General features: G+C 57.0%; 17 protein-coding genes. All 17 read right to left on the bottom strand.

The genetic code is table 11. The features are described 5' to 3' along the window. Nucleotides 1-10: 10 nt before the first annotated feature. The 17 genes from GRI41_RS05855 to GRI41_RS05935 are packed head-to-tail and all read right to left on the bottom strand — an operon-like array spanning nucleotide 11 to nucleotide 15,305. Entirely contained in the window at nucleotides 11-721 is a 711-nt protein-coding gene (locus GRI41_RS05855; protein WP_160603809.1) for a biotin--[acetyl-CoA-carboxylase] ligase, read from the bottom strand. After that, nucleotides 718-2,181 carry an NADH-quinone oxidoreductase subunit NuoN gene (gene nuoN, locus GRI41_RS05860; protein ID WP_160603810.1) on the bottom strand — a complete coding sequence of 488 codons (1,464 nt, stop codon included), beginning with the start codon at nucleotides 2,179-2,181 and terminating at the stop codon, nucleotides 718-720. The genes GRI41_RS05855 and nuoN overlap by 4 nt, the downstream gene beginning before the upstream one ends. Continuing rightward, entirely contained in the window at nucleotides 2,181-3,731 is a 1,551-nt protein-coding gene (locus GRI41_RS05865; protein ID WP_160603811.1) for an NADH-quinone oxidoreductase subunit M, read from the bottom strand. Before GRI41_RS05865 ends, nuoN begins: the two co-directional genes overlap by 1 nt. Further along, nucleotides 3,731-5,725, bottom strand: coding sequence for an NADH-quinone oxidoreductase subunit L (gene nuoL / locus GRI41_RS05870; RefSeq protein WP_160604645.1), 1,995 nt, complete (start codon nucleotides 5,723-5,725; stop codon nucleotides 3,731-3,733). Before nuoL ends, GRI41_RS05865 begins: the two co-directional genes overlap by 1 nt. A 6-nt stretch (nucleotides 5,726-5,731) precedes the next feature. Beyond that, entirely contained in the window at nucleotides 5,732-6,037 is a 306-nt protein-coding gene (gene nuoK, locus GRI41_RS05875) for an NADH-quinone oxidoreductase subunit NuoK (RefSeq protein ID WP_160603812.1), read from the bottom strand. After that, a complete protein-coding gene (locus GRI41_RS05880; RefSeq protein ID WP_160603813.1) occupies nucleotides 6,034-6,657 on the bottom strand; it encodes an NADH-quinone oxidoreductase subunit J in 624 nt (207 codons plus the stop codon). Before GRI41_RS05880 ends, nuoK begins: the two co-directional genes overlap by 4 nt. A gap of 15 nt (nucleotides 6,658-6,672) precedes the next feature. Then, the gene (nuoI, locus tag GRI41_RS05885) at nucleotides 6,673-7,161 is read right to left on the bottom strand and encodes an NADH-quinone oxidoreductase subunit NuoI (RefSeq protein WP_160603814.1); all 489 of its coding nucleotides are present in this window, start codon (nucleotides 7,159-7,161) and stop codon (nucleotides 6,673-6,675) included. Continuing rightward, nucleotides 7,158-7,640 (bottom strand): hypothetical protein, encoded by a 483-nt coding sequence (locus GRI41_RS05890; protein ID WP_160603815.1) that lies wholly within the window; start codon nucleotides 7,638-7,640, stop codon nucleotides 7,158-7,160. The genes nuoI and GRI41_RS05890 overlap by 4 nt, the downstream gene beginning before the upstream one ends. After that, a complete protein-coding gene (nuoH, locus tag GRI41_RS05895; protein WP_160603816.1) occupies nucleotides 7,637-8,683 on the bottom strand; it encodes an NADH-quinone oxidoreductase subunit NuoH in 1,047 nt (348 codons plus the stop codon). The genes GRI41_RS05890 and nuoH overlap by 4 nt, the downstream gene beginning before the upstream one ends. Then, nucleotides 8,680-8,943, bottom strand: a complete 264-nt coding sequence (locus GRI41_RS05900; RefSeq protein ID WP_160603817.1) for a hypothetical protein — start codon at nucleotides 8,941-8,943, stop codon at nucleotides 8,680-8,682. The genes nuoH and GRI41_RS05900 overlap by 4 nt, the downstream gene beginning before the upstream one ends. Beyond that, the gene (gene nuoG / locus GRI41_RS05905; RefSeq protein ID WP_160603818.1) at nucleotides 8,940-10,949 is read right to left on the bottom strand and encodes an NADH-quinone oxidoreductase subunit NuoG; all 2,010 of its coding nucleotides are present in this window, start codon (nucleotides 10,947-10,949) and stop codon (nucleotides 8,940-8,942) included. The genes GRI41_RS05900 and nuoG overlap by 4 nt, the downstream gene beginning before the upstream one ends. After that, nucleotides 10,942-11,241 carry a hypothetical protein gene (locus GRI41_RS05910; protein ID WP_160603819.1) on the bottom strand — a complete coding sequence of 100 codons (300 nt, stop codon included), beginning with the start codon at nucleotides 11,239-11,241 and terminating at the stop codon, nucleotides 10,942-10,944. Before GRI41_RS05910 ends, nuoG begins: the two co-directional genes overlap by 8 nt. Further along, nucleotides 11,238-12,530 (bottom strand): NADH-quinone oxidoreductase subunit NuoF, encoded by a 1,293-nt coding sequence (gene nuoF, locus GRI41_RS05915; RefSeq protein WP_160603820.1) that lies wholly within the window; start codon nucleotides 12,528-12,530, stop codon nucleotides 11,238-11,240. Before nuoF ends, GRI41_RS05910 begins: the two co-directional genes overlap by 4 nt. Nucleotides 12,531-12,563: 33 nt before the next feature. Further along, entirely contained in the window at nucleotides 12,564-12,710 is a 147-nt protein-coding gene (locus GRI41_RS05920; RefSeq protein WP_160603821.1) for a hypothetical protein, read from the bottom strand. After that, entirely contained in the window at nucleotides 12,710-13,378 is a 669-nt protein-coding gene (locus GRI41_RS05925) for a complex I 24 kDa subunit family protein (RefSeq protein WP_160603822.1), read from the bottom strand. Before GRI41_RS05925 ends, GRI41_RS05920 begins: the two co-directional genes overlap by 1 nt. Further along, entirely contained in the window at nucleotides 13,378-14,589 is a 1,212-nt protein-coding gene (locus GRI41_RS05930) for an NADH-quinone oxidoreductase subunit D (RefSeq protein ID WP_160603823.1), read from the bottom strand. The genes GRI41_RS05925 and GRI41_RS05930 overlap by 1 nt, the downstream gene beginning before the upstream one ends. Then, nucleotides 14,586-15,305: an NADH-quinone oxidoreductase subunit C gene (locus GRI41_RS05935; protein WP_160603824.1), complete on the bottom strand. Its 720-nt coding sequence runs from the start codon at nucleotides 15,303-15,305 to the stop codon at nucleotides 14,586-14,588. Before GRI41_RS05935 ends, GRI41_RS05930 begins: the two co-directional genes overlap by 4 nt.

The raw sequence follows: 15,305 nt of genomic DNA on the forward strand, positions 1-15,305 counted from the left end.
GCCAATAAATTCAAGCCAACATTACATCGCCGGCGTGAATGGCACGCTGGGAGCCATCCGCCAAGCGCAGTAATAGCGATCCATCTTCGCCGAGCCCGGCAAAGCTGCCTTGCTGCGGTGTGGCGTCACCATCGTGGAATGTCAGCGCAGTCCCAACCGGGTGCGCGGCTTTGGTCCAGCGGCGGATAAGCGGTTCCAATCCGAAGCTGCGCCAGCGTTCCAATTCGGTCGCAAACACATTGGCCAATCTCTCAGCGAAATCATCGCGGTCAGGAGTGGGGCCCAGTTTGGACAATGCAATGGTTTGGCGATCAGTTAATTCAGGCGCGGCGGCCAAATTGACCCCGATGCCCACAACCACGGAATTGCCCTGCCCTTCAAGCAGAATTCCCGCAAGTTTGGCCCTGCCTATGAGGACGTCGTTGGGCCATTTGAGCGACATTGCGGACGGATCGGGAACGAGCGGCAAGCACGCTTCATACACAGCCAGCCCGGTCAACAATGCCAATGTCGCGCCTGCCGGGTCGCCTTGGGCAAGATGGACCACCGTTGATCCCATGAAATTGCCCGAACCGTCAAACCAGTCGCGCCCCTGGCGCCCGCGCCCCGCGCTCTGGCGATCAGCGACAAGCCATTCGCCTTCGGGAACACGCTCTTTTCCGGCCAAGCGCGCTGCCAGATCGGAATTGGTAGATCCGGTTTCTGTGACGTAGTGGATCAAACGACGAAGAACAGCGCTGATGCGGCGCGTTCGGTTACCCAATCAAGGCCAGGCGTGAGCAAATAGCCGAGCGGAGAGATTATCAGCGCACTAAGCGCCAACACGATCCAGCGTGCTTTGCTTTGGTCCGCAACCACCACATCGGCGGGCTCATCAAAGAACATCACTTTGACGAATTTGATATAATAGAACGCGCCGATCACACTTGCCGCGATACCGACTGCAGCGAGGATGACCATGTCAGCCTCCACCGCAGCCTGGAAGATCACGAATTTGCCGTAAAAGCCCAACAATGGCGGGATACCGGCAAGGCTGAACATGATCGCCAACAGGCACCAGGCCAGAACCGGACGCGTGCTGGACAGGCCCGAAATATCGCCAAACGTCTCGAGCTGGTTTCCGCCACTATCCTTCAGCATCATCAAGGCGACAAAGCTGCCCAGTGACATCACCACATATATCGCAAGATATGTCAGCATGGCGCCTGCCCCGGCTGCGGTGGCAACGGCCAGGCCGATCAGAATGAAACCGATATTGTTGATCGAAGAATAGGCGAGCAGGCGTTTCAAATTCTGCTGGCCAATAGCGCCCAATGCACCAACCACGATTGACGCCAGAGCAGCAAAGATAATGATCTGCTGCCAGGCTGCCGCATTGCCCCCGAATGGATCGAGCGCAATTCGCATTGTGATTGCGACCGCAGCGACTTTTGGCGCGGTTGCAAAGAATGCTGTGACCGGTGTCGGCGCGCCCTCATAAACATCGGGCGTCCACATATGGAACGGCACCGCAGCGATCTTGAAAGCTAGGCCCGCAAGTACAAAAACAACGCCGAACAGCGCGCCAGTGCTCAAACCATCGCCAAGCGCGGCACGAATGCCCAGATAGCTGGTCGATCCGGTAAATCCGTAAACCAGGCTCATCCCGTACAGCAGGATCCCGCTGGCTAGCGCGCCCAGAACGAAATATTTGAGACCCGCCTCAGCCGAGCGGCCATCATTGCGGCTGTAGCTGGCGAGAACATAGGAAGAGAGGCTGCTCAGTTCGAGGCCGATATAGAGCGTCATCAGATCAATGGCCGAAACCATCAGCCCCATCCCGACGGCTCCGAACAGCATCAGCACCGGATATTCGGGCCGATACGCCCCTTTAGCGTCGAAAAACTTGGGTGCGACAATCAAACATCCGATAGTAGCGATATAGATCAGTATTTTGGCGAAGCTGCCAAAGGCATCCATCCGGTAAAGCCCGCTCCACACATCTCCGCCCAGTTCGAAGGCAGAATTGGTGAACAGATTTACCGTAAACGCCGCTGCACCCAATAGAGCCAGAACAGCCAGAGCCGTTACCGTCTTCGCCGATTTCTGCCCTGCAAATGCGGCAACAATCAGCAGGATAAGACCCGCGACTGAAAGCTCGACCTCGGGGCCGGAGAGGTAAAAGGAATTAAGATAGCCCATTAGTGCGCCCCCTCACCGTCATGCTCTTTGGCATCGATGGTATTGGCCGCCCCAGCCTTCGGTTCGCCTACCTCAAGCTTGGCGTCGCCAATCGGCGCAGCACGTGCAATCCGCGCATCCAGCGCCGCGATATCGGCGCGCATCGGCGCAAGGAAACTCTCGGGATAAATCCCCATCCACAATACAGCTGCGGCTATCGGGCCCAGCATAATCCACTCACGCACAGACAGGTCTTTCATTGCGGCCGCATCGGCATTCTTCTGTTCGCCAAAGGCCACGCGGCGATAGAGATAGAGCATGTAACCCGCGCCCAGAATTATGCCGGTGGTCAGGACAAAGGTCGCCAAGCTGGAGATTTTGTAAACGCCTGCAAGGCTCAGAAACTCTGCCACAAATCCGCTGGTGCCGGGCAAGCCAATGCTCGCCATCGTGAACAGCAAGAAGAACAGCGCATATTTGGGCATGTTGATCGACAAGCCGCCATAGCGGTCAATTTCGCGCGTATGCAGGCGGTCGTAGATCACGCCAACACACAGGAACAGCGCGCCCGAAACCAAGCCGTGGCTGAGCATCATGATCATCGCGCCCTCAAGGCCCTGCACGTTGAAGGCAAACAGGCCCGCAGTTACGATCGCCATATGCGCGACCGAACTATAGGCGATCAGCTTCTTCATATCGTGCTGGACCAGCGCGATCAGGCTGGTCACAACCACAGCAATCATCGACAGGCCTAGGATCAGCCACACGAATTGCGCAGACGCTTCGGGGAACATCGGCAGGCTGAAGCGGATAAAGCCGTAACCGCCCATTTTCAGCAGAACACCCGCCAGAATGACCGAACCTGCCGTTGGCGCCTGCACGTGCGCATCGGGTAGCCATGTGTGCACCGGCCACATAGGCATTTTCACCGCGAAGCTGGCGAAGAATGCCAGCCACAGCCATGTTTGCGCCTCGGGCGCGAAGTCGTAATTCATCAGCGTCGGGATGTATGTGGTGCCCGCTTCGTTCACCATCCACAGCATCGCGATCAGCATCAACACCGAACCGAGCAGCGTATAGAGGAAGAACTTATAACTGGCGTAGATCCGGTTATCGCCGCCCCAGATGCCGATGATCAGATACATCGGGATCAGACCCGCTTCGAAGAAGATATAGAACAGGAACAAATCCTGCGCGGCGAACACGCCGATCATCAGCAATTCCATCAGCAGGAACGCTGCCATATATTCGCCAACGCGCTTCTGGATCGAGTCCCAGCTGGCAAGAATGCAGATCGGCATCAGGAATACCGACAGCACGATCAGCATCAAGGCAATGCCATCTATGCCCAGCGCATATTTGAAGCCGGCGAACAAATTCGCCTCTTCCTGGAACTGCCACTGCGCGCCGCCGATATCGTAATTGACCCACAGCAGGATACCCAGCGCGAGATCAATCAGCGTTGCCACAAGCGCAATCATCCGCGCTGCCTCTGCTTTCACAAAGAAACACGCGGCCGCCGCGATCGCGAGAACCGCCAGCATTACAGATAGGATGGGAAAACCGTCCATTACATCAGCACCCAGGTGATCGCCGCGACAAGCCCAAGGAGCATGATCAGCGCGTAGCTATTGAGATATCCGGATTGGACCTTCTTGGCTGCGAGCGAGCCTTTCTCGACAACCCAGGCCGCACCATTGGGACCGAAACGGTCGATGATGCCCTGATCGCCAATGATCCAGAATTTGCGGCCCAGCCAGAAAGCGGGCCGGACAAACAGGAAGTTGTACAGCTCGTCAAAGTACCATTTGTTGAACACAAATTGGTGGATGTATTTGAACTGCTGGACAAATTTGCCCGGAATGGATGTGTCTTTGATGTAGGCGAGCCATGCGCCGACAAAGCCGAGTACCATCACGATCAGCGCCGCATATTTCACCGGATAGGGAACCGCGTGCATCGCATGGATAAGAGGCTCGTTAAAGAACACCGAGTCTGCCCAGAATGCAGCCCCGTCGAGGAAACTTGGCGCAAAAACCTGTCCGGCAAAGATCGCGCCCAGCGACAACACGCCCAGCGGTATCAGCATCGACAGCGGGCTTTCATGCGGGTGATACCCGCCAGTTGTGTCCTCGCCGGCCTCTTCAGGCGTTTTGTGAACGCTATGCTGGATATGCTCGCTCTCGATCCAGCGGGGCTTGCCCCAGAAAGTCAGGAACATCAGGCGCCAGCTGTAGAAGCTGGTCAGCAAAGCGGCGAACACACCCATCCAGAAGGCGAATGTACCGAGCTCTGTTCCGCGCGCGAAGGCAACTTCCAGGATCGCGTCTTTTGACCAGAAGCCGGCAAAACCCGCGCCCAAATGATAGATGCCGACGCCGGTAATCGCGAGCGTACCGAACATCATCGCCCAGAAGGTCAGCGGGATCTTCTTACGAAGGCCGCCGTAATAACGCATGTCTTGCTCGTGGTGCATCGCGTGAATGACCGAGCCGGCGCCCAGGAACAGCAGTGCCTTGAAGAACGCGTGGGTAAACAGGTGGAACATCGCCACACCGTAAGCACCAACACCCGCGGCGAAGAACATATAGCCGAGCTGCGAGCAGGTCGAATAAGCGATGACGCGTTTGATGTCCCACTGCGTCGTGCCGATGGTTGCGGCAAAGATACAGGTGGCCGCGCCGATAAAGGTTACCATTCCCAATGCAATCGGCGCTGTTTCGAACATCGGCGACAGGCGGCAAACCATAAACACACCGGCGGTAACCATCGTTGCGGCATGGATCAGCGCAGAGACCGGAGTCGGGCCTTCCATCGCGTCAGGAAGCCATGTGTGCAGGCCGAGCTGCGCGGATTTGCCCATCGCGCCGATGAACAGCAGGATGCACAGAATATCCATCGTGTGCATGCGGTATCCCATGAACCCGATTGTTGCGCCGCTCATCGCTGGCGCAGCTTCGAGAATTTCAGGAATGCTGGTTGTGCCGAACACCAGGAACGTGCCGAAGATACCCAGCATGAAGCCCAGATCGCCCACGCGGTTGACCACGAAAGCTTTGATCGCGGCGGCATTGGCAGACGGTTTCTTGAACCAGAACCCGATCAGCAGATAGGAGGCGAGGCCCACCCCTTCCCAACCGAAGAACATCTGCACGAGGTTGTCCGCCGTCACCAGCATCAGCATGGCGAAGGTAAACAGGCTGAGATAGGCGAAGAAGCGCGGCTGATCCGGGTCTTCGTCCATATAGCCCCAGCTATACAGATGGACGAGCGCGGACACGGTGGTGATCACCACCAGCATGACCGCGGTCAGCGTATCGACGCGCAGCGCCCAGTCAAAGCTGAGATTACCCGATTGCACCCATTGGAGGACGGGAACGACCTCAGCGGTGGCAGTGCCACTGATAAAGCCGAGGAAAATCGGCCAGCTCAGCGCACAGGAAACGAACAGCGCTCCGGTCGTCAGCGATTTGACAACCGTATTGCCAAGCGCCCGATTGCCCAGCCCGCCAATAATCGCGGCCAGCAAGGGCAAGAAAACGATAATCAGGATAGTGGTGTTCAGCACCTTTTATCCCTTCATCTGGTTGACGTCGTCCACGGCAATTGTGCCGCGACCACGATAGTAAATGACAAGGATGGCAAGCCCGATGGCCGCCTCTGCCGCGGCAACGGTCAGCACGAACATCGCAAAGATTTGCCCGACCAAATCGTTCAGGAACGCGCTGAACGCGACCAGCTGGATATTCACCGCGAGCAAAATCAGTTCGATCGCCATCAGAATGATGATCACATTCTTCCGGTTGAGGAAGATGCCGAGAACCCCCAGCACGAACAGGATCGCGCTGACGACCAGATAATGTTCAATTCCAATCACAGTTCGATCCCCTTGCCAATTTCGGGGTTCTTCATTTCGGTTGCCTCTTCAGGACGGCGGCGGTTCTGTTTGCCGATATCCTGATGGCCCCGCGCGCCTTCGGGGCTTTCGCGGTGAGTCAGGACAATCGCGCCAATCATCGCCACCAGCAGGATGATCCCCGCGGTTTCGAACAGGAAGATATATTTGCTGTAGAGCAGCGCGCCGATGGAGGTGATGTTGCTCGCATCCGCCAGCGGTGCAGCCGAACCATCCGGAACGCCAAGCTCCAGCGCACCGGCCTGATACGCACCGATGCCCAGCACCAGCTCCGCCAGCAGGACCATTGCAATTGCAATCCCGAGCGGAAAGTTTCTGATAAATCCGGCGCGCATTTCGGCGAAGTCGATATCGAGCATCATCACCACGAACAGGAACAGCACTGCGACCGCACCGACATAAACGATAACCAGCAGCATCGCGATGAATTCGGCGCCAACCAGCACCATCAGCCCCGCTGCATTGAAGAACGCCATAATCAACCACAGCACCGAATGTACCGGGTTGCGCGCGGTAATCGTAAACACGCCGCTGGCGATCACGAGCAGCGCGAATAGGTAAAAGGCGAAAGTCTGGATCATAGTTCCGCGCGGCCCCTATCTATACGGCGCATCGGCTTCAAGGTTTGCGGCAATCGCGCGCTCCCACTTGTCCCCGTTCGCCAGCAATTTCGCCTTGTCATAGAGCAATTCTTCGCGCGTTTCGGTCGCATATTCGAAGTTTGGTCCCTCAACGATGGCATCAACCGGGCACGCCTCCTGACAGAAACCGCAATAGATACACTTCGTCATATCGATATCGTAACGCGTGGTGCGGCGGCTGCCGTCTTCGCGCGGTTCGGATTCGATCGTGATTGCCTGCGCCGGACACACCGCTTCGCACAGCTTGCACGCGATGCAGCGCTCTTCTCCGTTGGGATAGCGCCGCAAAGCATGCTCACCGCGAAAACGCGGGCTCAGCGGGTTCTTCTCGAACGGATAGTTGATCGTCGACTTCGGTTTGAAGAAATACTTCAAGGTCAGCATATGCGCCTTGACGAACTCCCAAAGGGTGAAGCTCTTGATGAGGTGTGTGAGGGTGCTCATTGTTTGCTCTCGGATTTCTTGCAGGTGCCGAGCATGATGAGTTGAAGAATCTCGCGCCGCTCATCTTCCATTATTACCGAGCCCATAGGCGTCAGTGAAAAGGAAGCCTTGCGCTTGTCGATGTCCGATATCTCGACAAGTGCTCCGCATCCAAGCTCTGTGAAGAGGCAATTCTCCGACTTGTTGGTCGAGAACGCGAACTGACCCGGAGCAAGTGACATCGCCGGGTAATCGCCCCCTACGCCGACGGCATCCAGAATTCCCGGATCGTGCGACACTGTGATTGCGCCATTAGCGGCGCGGGTTGCAACAAACGTCCATCGGAAGGTGTCGCGACTGTCTTTGTCTACGTCACTAGCCGAGTAATTCCATTCACCCTTGTCGCTCATTAGGACGAGCTGCTTCTCAGCCTGACAATCATAGGTTGTCGAATGGCCACTAGTGGTCGCTAAGGCAGCGAGGATCGCCAGCAAGCTCATACCGCATACCTCGTCAGCATAAGATATCCCGAAATCAGGAAGATGAAGAGCAGGCTCAACGGCAGGAATACTTTCCAGCCAAGCCGCATCAACTGGTCATAACGGTAGCGTGGTACAGTCGCCATGACCCAGCTGAACATGAAGAAGAAGAAAAACGTCTTGAGCAGGATCCACACGATGCCGGGCACCATATATAGCGGCTCCCAATCAATCGGGGGCAGCCATCCGCCGAAGAACAGGATCGCATTGAGCATGCACATCAGCAGGATGTTGGCATATTCGCCAAGCCAGAACAGCGCGAAGCTCATCGAGCTGTATTCGGTCTGATAACCAGCGACGAGTTCGCTCTCTGCCTCGGTCAGGTCGAACGGCACGCGCGCTGTCTCTGCGAGGCTGGAGATAAAGAACATCACCCACATCGGGAACAGCAGCGGATGCACGACATAGGCATTGATCACGCCCAGGCCGAAACCGCGCTGCGCCTCGATAATGGCGTTCAGATTGAAAGTGCCGGCGAACAGCACCACGCAGACCAGAATGAAGCCGATCGAAACTTCATAAGAGATCATCTGCGCCGCGGCGCGCATCGCCGAATAGAACGGATATTTGGAATTGGACGCCCAGCCCGAGATCACCACGCCGTAAACACCCAGCGAGCTGATCGCGAGGATATAGAGCAGGCCGACATTGATATCCGCCAGCACCATCTTCGCGCTGAAAGGCACCACCGCCCAGGCGAGCAGTGCCACGGTGAAGGTGATAATCGGTGCGAGCAGGAACAGCCCCTTGTTGGAGGCGCTGGGGATGATCGTTTCCTGCAGGAACACTTTCAGACCATCGGCAAAACTTTGCAGCAAGCCGAACGGACCAACCACATTGGGCCCGCGCCGCAAATTGATCGCCGCCCAAACCTTGCGGTCAACATAGATGATCATCGCCACTGCCAGCATCAGCGGCAGCGCAATCAGCAGCACACCGGCAAGCGTAGCGACAAACCACGCCCACTCGTAATTCATGCCGAGAGATTGGAAGAATTCGGTCATTCCTTATCTCCCCGCTCGAAAAGCCAGATGTCGAGCCTCCAGACAATGGCGGCTCCCACGAATGCTGGCACAGCGGATGTAATTCCACCCAAAATACCTACCAACACCGCGGTCATCTGGAATCCGCCTCCCGCAGATGACATCGGCCCAAAGTTCAAGATCATCAGAAATGGAGAAACAAGACTGACAAGAACGATGACAATGGCAAGCCAGAATAGAATTCGGGCGGCATTTCGCATCAGATTTGAATATTCCATCACTCTGCCGCCTCCCGCATTTCTTCGCCGTGGAGCAGTTCTGCCGAACATTGCTGCATCACCGCGCTCGCACGGGCGATGGGGTTGGTCAGGTAGAAATCCTTGATCGGATAGGCATCGATTACGCCTTCGGCCTTGGCTTTGCTGTCTGCTTTCGGAAGATCGCCGTAATTGGCCAAACCTTCTTCACCCAGCGCTGGCACAGCCTTGATCATCGCGCTTTGCAACTGGTCAAATGTGTCAAACCCAACTTCAACGCCCAGCGCATCCGCCAGCGCGCGCAGAATTGTCCAATCCTCGCGCGCATCGCCCGGGGCAAACACGGCCTTTTCGGCAAATTGAACGCGGCCTTCGCTATTGACGTAGGTTCCGTCCTTTTCGGCGTAGGACGCTGCCGGCAGGATAATATCCGCCGCGTGCGCGCCTTTGTCGCCATGGTGGCCGATATAGACTTTCAGCGCATCGGCAAATGGCTCAAAGTCCATTTCATCCGCGCCCAGCGAAAGCACCACTTTGGGCTTTGCCTTGGCGATATCTGCCATGCCGTTCTTCTGCGCATAGCCGAGCATTAATCCGCCCATCCGCGCGGCGGAGAAATGCAGCACGTTGAAGCCGTTCCAGTCCTTCTTCACGAGCTTGTACTTGCTCGCAAAGGCGAGACCACCTGCCAGCGCGCCTTTTGCCAAGGCAGCGCCGCCCATGATCATCGCGGGGCGCTCTGCCCCTTTGAACGCATCAGCAGCGGCTTTGGGCAGCTTGGACACAACCGAAAGGTCTTCGCCCAGGAACGTCGCCGGATAGGTCGTTTCCCATTCAGGCCCGACGACAAACACTTGCGCGCCGTTCTTCACAGCCTTTCGAATACGCGCATTGAGCAGCGCCGCTTCCCAGCGAACATGGCTGCCCACGATCAGGATCGCGTCCGCCCGCTCAATACCGGCAAATGTCGTGTTGAAATTCACCGCTGCGAGGTTCGATACGTCATAATCCATGCCGGTCTGACGCCCTTCGAGCAGCTTGCTGCCCATCGCGCCGAGCAGCGACTTGGCCGCAAACATGGTCTCGCAATCGACCATATCGCCGGCAACTGCGGCAATCTTCTTGCCCGGCTTGGCTTTGGCAATGGCTTTGAACGCCTCGTCCCAGCTCGCCTCGGTCAGCTTTCCGCGCTTGCGCATGAACACTTTGTCGAGGCGGCGCTTGGTCAGACCATCGACTTGGTAACGGCCTTTGTCAGACAACCATTCCTCATTCACATCGTCGTTGATGCGAGGCAGCGCGCGCATGACTTCGCGGCCACGGCTGTCGAGACGGATATTCGCCCCCATCGCATCGGACACATCGATGCTGAGCGTTTTCTTCAGCTCCCAAGGCCGCGCCTCGAAAGCGTAGGGCCGCGAGGTAAGCGCGCCGACGGGGCACAAGTCAATCACATTGGCCGAAAGCTCGTGCTGGGCCGCCTGCTCCAGATATGTGGTGATTTGCATATCTTCGCCGCGGTAAAGCGCGCCGATCTCGTCCACGCCCGCAATCTCTTCGGAGAAACGCACGCAGCGGGTGCAGTGGATGCAGCGGGTCATCACCGTCTTGATCAGCGGACCCATATATTTCTCGGTCACAGCGCGTTTATTCGCGGTGTAGCGCGTTGCGCCGCGGCCATAGGCCACCGACTGGTCCTGCAAATCGCATTCGCCGCCCTGATCGCAAATCGGGCAATCGAGCGGATGGTTGATCAGCAGGAATTCCATCACCCCTTCGCGCGCGGTTTTCACCATTTCGCTATCGGTGCGGATTTCCTGCCCTTCGGTAGCGGGCAACGCACAGCTCGCCTGCGGCTTTGGCGGCCCCGGCTTCACTTCGACTAGGCACATGCGGCAATTGCCGGCAATGCTCAGCCGCTCGTGATAACAGAAACGCGGGATTTCCTTCCCCGCAAGCTCGCAAGCCTGAAGAACAGTCGCGCCGTCTGGAACGTCTAGTTCTTGGCCGTCTACGGTGACTTTAGGCATCGTCCAAAGTCTCCCGATAATTTATGAGTTGATCGCGATACATATTCAGCAAGCTGGAATTGATATCCAAAAGGCCGCCAATAATTCGCCCAAAGACCAGTCCAACCATACCGAGGACGGCTATGGGCCATCCCCACTCTTCGCCACCGAATCCGCCAAATGTGCCAACGACAAATGCGCCCAGCCCTAAAATGGCTGCAATAGCTGCCGTACTCGAGGAATTCCGGCTATGAGCACCATCACACCAGGCAATTTTGCGTTCTAGATCCGCGATGTAATCCCCTCGCCTCATTCCGCTGCCTCCGCAAATTTCGCATTGTGCTCTTCGATCCTGCGCTCCAGCTCTGGACGGAAATGGCGGATCAGGCCCTGGATCGGCCAGGCTGCCGCATCGCCGAGTGCGCAGATGGTGTGGCCTTCGACCTGCTTGGTAACTTGCTGAAGCATATCGATTTCTTCGATTGTCGCATCGCCGGTGCGCAGGCGCTCCATCATGCGCCACATCCAGCCTGTGCCTTCGCGGCAGGGCGTGCATTGGCCGCAGCTTTCGTGCTTGTAGAAATAGCTGATCCGGCTGATCGCGCGAACAATGTCGGTGCTCTTGTCCATGACAATAACCGCGGCTGTACCAAGACCCGATCCGACAGCTTTCAACCCGTCAAAATCCATCGGTGCGTCGATAATGTCTTTGGCAGGAACCAATGGCACAGAGGAACCGCCCGGAATGACCGCCAGCAGATTGTCCCATCCGCCGGTGATGCCTCCGCAATGTTTTTCAATCAGCTCGCGGAAAGGAATGCTCATTTCCTCTTCCACGACGCATGGCTTTTCGACATGGCCGCTGATCTGGAACAGCTTGGTGCCGTGATTGCCTTCGTTGCCGAAACCGGCAAACCAGCTTGCGCCGCGGCGCAGAATGGTCGGGACAACCGCGATTGATTCAACATTGTTGACCGTGGTTGGGCAGCCATAAAGGCCCGCCCCTGCCGGGAATGGAGGCTTGAGGCGTGGCTGACCCTTCTTGCCTTCCAGGCTCTCGATCATCGCGGTTTCTTCGCCGCAGATATAGGCGCCCGCGCCGCGATGCATGAAGACATCGAAATCATAGCCGGAACCGCTGGCATTCTTGCCGATCAGACCGGCGGCATTCGCCTCGTCGATCGCTTTCTGTAGCACTTCAGCCTCGCGGATATATTCGCCGCGAATGTAGATATAGGCCGCGCGTGCGCGCATGGCGAAACCGGCGACCAGCGCGCCTTCGATCAGCTTGTGCGGATCATGGCGGATAATCTCGCGGTCCTTGCACGAACCCGGCTCGGATTCGTCGGCATTGATGACCAGAAAGCTCGGCCGGCCATCCGCGCTCTCCTTGGGCATGAAAGACCATTTCAGGCCGGTCGGGAAGCCAGCCCCGCCGCGTCCGCGCAGACCCGATGATTTGATCTCTTCGATGATCGCATCCTGCCCCTTGGCAATCAGATCTTTGGTCTTATCCCAATCGCCGCGCGCCTGCGCAGCTTTCAGGCCCCAGTCCTGAAAACCGTAGAGATTGGTAAAGATGCGGTCTTTGTCAGCGAGCATATGCGAGCGCCTCACAAATAACGTCGTGCAGGCTCATGATAGATAGCCCTGCGAATAGATGTACAAACCGCCGCACAGAATTGCGGCGATGGCAGCGAATTTCACCATGCCCTTGATGACCTTCCACGCAACAAATGCGAGGCCGAGAGCGATAGCAAGAGTGACCCAGTCAAAGCCCATCACCATTCCTTCCGGTAATCGTGATTGGCATCGACCATGTCTTTCAGCGTGGTCGGACCGCCCGATGGTTCGGAGGTATGGCGCCCTGGCTCTTGCGTGCCTTCCTTGGGCTCCTCGCCCTTGGTCAGCGCGTCAAGTACCGCATCGAGCCGCTCAACGGTCAAATCTTCGTAATTGGCGTCGTTGATCTGGACCATCGGCGCTGTTGCACAATTGCCCATACATTCGACTTCGGTCAGCGTCCAAAGACCGTCTTCGGAGACTTCGCCCTTTGCCATCCCGCGCTTCTTGCAAGCGGCAATGATATCGTCCGATCCGCGCAGCATGCAGGGCGTGGTGCCGCATACTTGCACGTGATATTTCCCAACCGGAACAAGGTTATACATGAAATAGAATGTCGCGACTTCGAGCACGCGGATAACCGGCACATCGATATAGGCGGCGACATATTCGATCACCGGCAGCGGCAGCCAGCCTTGCGTATCGGTTTCCGCGCCAACCTGACGCTGCGCCAGATCGAGCAGCGGCATAGTCGCCGATTTCGCGCGGCCTTCGGGGTATTTGGCAATATGCCAATCCGCCTTCGCCTTGTTCTCTTTCGTCCATTCGAAAGAGCCCCAGCGCTCGCGCAGTTCAGGCGTATCGGGTGCGATGTGACGGTTAGCCATTAGCGGTCACACTCCCCGAATACGACATCGATTGCGCCGAGAATCGCGGTTGCGTCGGGCAGCATATGGCCTTTGCTCATCATATCCATCGCTTGAAGGTGACTGAACGCCGTCGGGCGGATTTTGCAGCGATAGGGTTTGTTGCTGCCATCGCTCACCAAATAGACGCCGAATTCGCCTTTGGGGCTTTCGGTCGCGACATAGACTTCGCCTGCCGGAACGTGGAAGCCTTCTGTGTAGAGTTTGAAGTGGTGGATCAGCGCTTCCATTGACTGCTTCATCTCGCCGCGTTTTGGCGGGGAAACTTTGCGGTCGTCTGAGCAGATCGGGCCTTCGGGCATTTCTGCGAGGCATTGTTTGATGATCTTCGCGCTTTCGTACACTTCCTTCACGCGCACCATGAACCGGTCATAGCAATCCGAATTGGTGCCCACCGGAATATCAAACTCCATCCGGTCATAAACATCATAGGGCTGCGATTTGCGCAGGTCCCACGGAATGCCCGCGGCGCGGATCATCGGGCCGGAGAAGCCCCACGCGATCGCGTCTTCCTTGCTGACATGCGCAATATCGACATTGCGCTGTTTGAAGATGCGGTTGTCCATCACCAGGCTCATCGCATCGCCGAACAATTCGGGCAGACGCGTATCCACCCAATCGCCGATATCGGTCAGCAGCTTCAGCGGCACATCCTGATGAACCCCGCCCGGGCGGAACCACGCGCTGTGCATCCGTGCGCCCGATGCGCGTTCGAAGAAGTTGAGGCAATCCTCACGCAGATCGAAGACCCATAGGTTCGGGGTCATCGCGCCCACATCCATCACATGCGCGCCGATATTGAGCATGTGGTTGCAGATCCGGGTAAGTTCGGCGAACAAAACACGCAGATATTGCCCACGTTCCGGCACTTCGAGATTAAGCAGCTTCTCGATTGCGAGAACGTAGGAATGCTCCTGCGCCAGCGGGCTGCAATAGTCGAGCCGGTCGAAATAGGGCAGCGCTTGCAGATAGGTCTTATGCTCGATCAGCTTTTCGGTGCCGCGATGAAGCAATCCGACATGCGGATCGATCCGCTCGACGATTTCACCATCCAGTTCCATCACCATCCGCAAAACGCCGTGCGCCGCAGGGTGCTGGGGACCGAAATTGATCGTGTAGTTGGAGATGACTTCGCCGTCAGTGGTCAGCGATTCTTCGAGCTGCATGCTCATGCATCACCTCCCGATGGTTTTGCGGCCTTCTTGTCCGCCTTCTTGCCCGCGCCGGTTTGCTTGGGGCTTTCCGTCGTTTTTGGTTCGTCGACAGGAGGCGTATCGGCCTTCTCGTCGCCGGGAAGCACATATTCTGCGCCTTCCCACGGGCTCATGAAATCAAACTGCCGCAGATCCTGCGCGAGTTCGACGGGCTCGTACACAACCCGCTTTTCCTCTTCGGAATAGCGCAGCTCGGTATAACCGGTGAGCGGGAAATCCTTGCGGAACGGGTGCCCTTCGAAACCGTAATCGGTCAGAATGCGGCGCAAATCGGTGTTGCCGTCAAACAGCACGCCATAAAGGTCGAACACTTCGCGCTCGAGCCAGCCGGCATTGGGCCACAGGGTTGTGACCGTTGGAACTGCATTATTCTCATCAGTCGAAACCTTCACCGTCACACGGTGGTTCTTGGTCAGCGACAGCAGCATATACACGACTTCGAAACGCTCTGCGCGCTCGGGGAAGTCAACACCGGCGATTTCCATCAGCTGCTGGTAGGAATGATCATCGCGCAACATCCGCAGCACATCTTCGATGCTGTCGCGCGATACGGTGAGAACAATCTCTCCATGCGCTTCATCCGCGCTGATCAGGGAAGCGCCAATCGCCTTTGCCAACGTGTCTTTGACGCCGTCATTGCTGGCATATCTGGGGGCCGAGTGAAGAACAGTCAT

This window comes from Pontixanthobacter aquaemixtae (assembly GCF_009827395.1).
Lineage (GTDB): Bacteria > Pseudomonadota > Alphaproteobacteria > Sphingomonadales > Sphingomonadaceae > Pontixanthobacter > Pontixanthobacter aquaemixtae.

Bases quoted from the DNA above. Each gene is read 5' to 3' on its own strand.
- GRI41_RS05925 (WP_160603822.1), bottom strand. From the start codon at position 13,378: ATGGCTAACCGTCACATCGCACCCGATACGCCTGAACTGCGCGAGCGC.
- nuoI (WP_160603814.1), bottom strand. From the start codon at position 7,161: ATGAGCACCCTCACACACCTCATCAAGAGCTTCACCCTTTGGGAGTTC.
- nuoH (WP_160603816.1), bottom strand. From the start codon at position 8,683: ATGACCGAATTCTTCCAATCTCTCGGCATGAATTACGAGTGGGCGTGG.
- nuoN (WP_160603810.1), bottom strand. From the start codon at position 2,181: ATGGGCTATCTTAATTCCTTTTACCTCTCCGGCCCCGAGGTCGAGCTT.
- GRI41_RS05920 (WP_160603821.1), bottom strand. From the start codon at position 12,710: ATGGGCTTTGACTGGGTCACTCTTGCTATCGCTCTCGGCCTCGCATTT.
- nuoG (WP_160603818.1), bottom strand. From the start codon at position 10,949: ATGCCTAAAGTCACCGTAGACGGCCAAGAACTAGACGTTCCAGACGGC.
- GRI41_RS05880 (WP_160603813.1), bottom strand. From the start codon at position 6,657: ATGATCCAGACTTTCGCCTTTTACCTATTCGCGCTGCTCGTGATCGCC.
- GRI41_RS05930 (WP_160603823.1), bottom strand. From the start codon at position 14,589: ATGAGCATGCAGCTCGAAGAATCGCTGACCACTGACGGCGAAGTCATC.
- GRI41_RS05890 (WP_160603815.1), bottom strand. From the start codon at position 7,640: ATGAGCTTGCTGGCGATCCTCGCTGCCTTAGCGACCACTAGTGGCCAT.
- GRI41_RS05935 (WP_160603824.1), bottom strand. From the start codon at position 15,305: ATGACTGTTCTTCACTCGGCCCCCAGATATGCCAGCAATGACGGCGTC.
- nuoF (WP_160603820.1), bottom strand. From the start codon at position 12,530: ATGCTCGCTGACAAAGACCGCATCTTTACCAATCTCTACGGTTTTCAG.
- GRI41_RS05865 (WP_160603811.1), bottom strand. From the start codon at position 3,731: ATGGACGGTTTTCCCATCCTATCTGTAATGCTGGCGGTTCTCGCGATC.
- GRI41_RS05910 (WP_160603819.1), bottom strand. From the start codon at position 11,241: ATGAGGCGAGGGGATTACATCGCGGATCTAGAACGCAAAATTGCCTGG.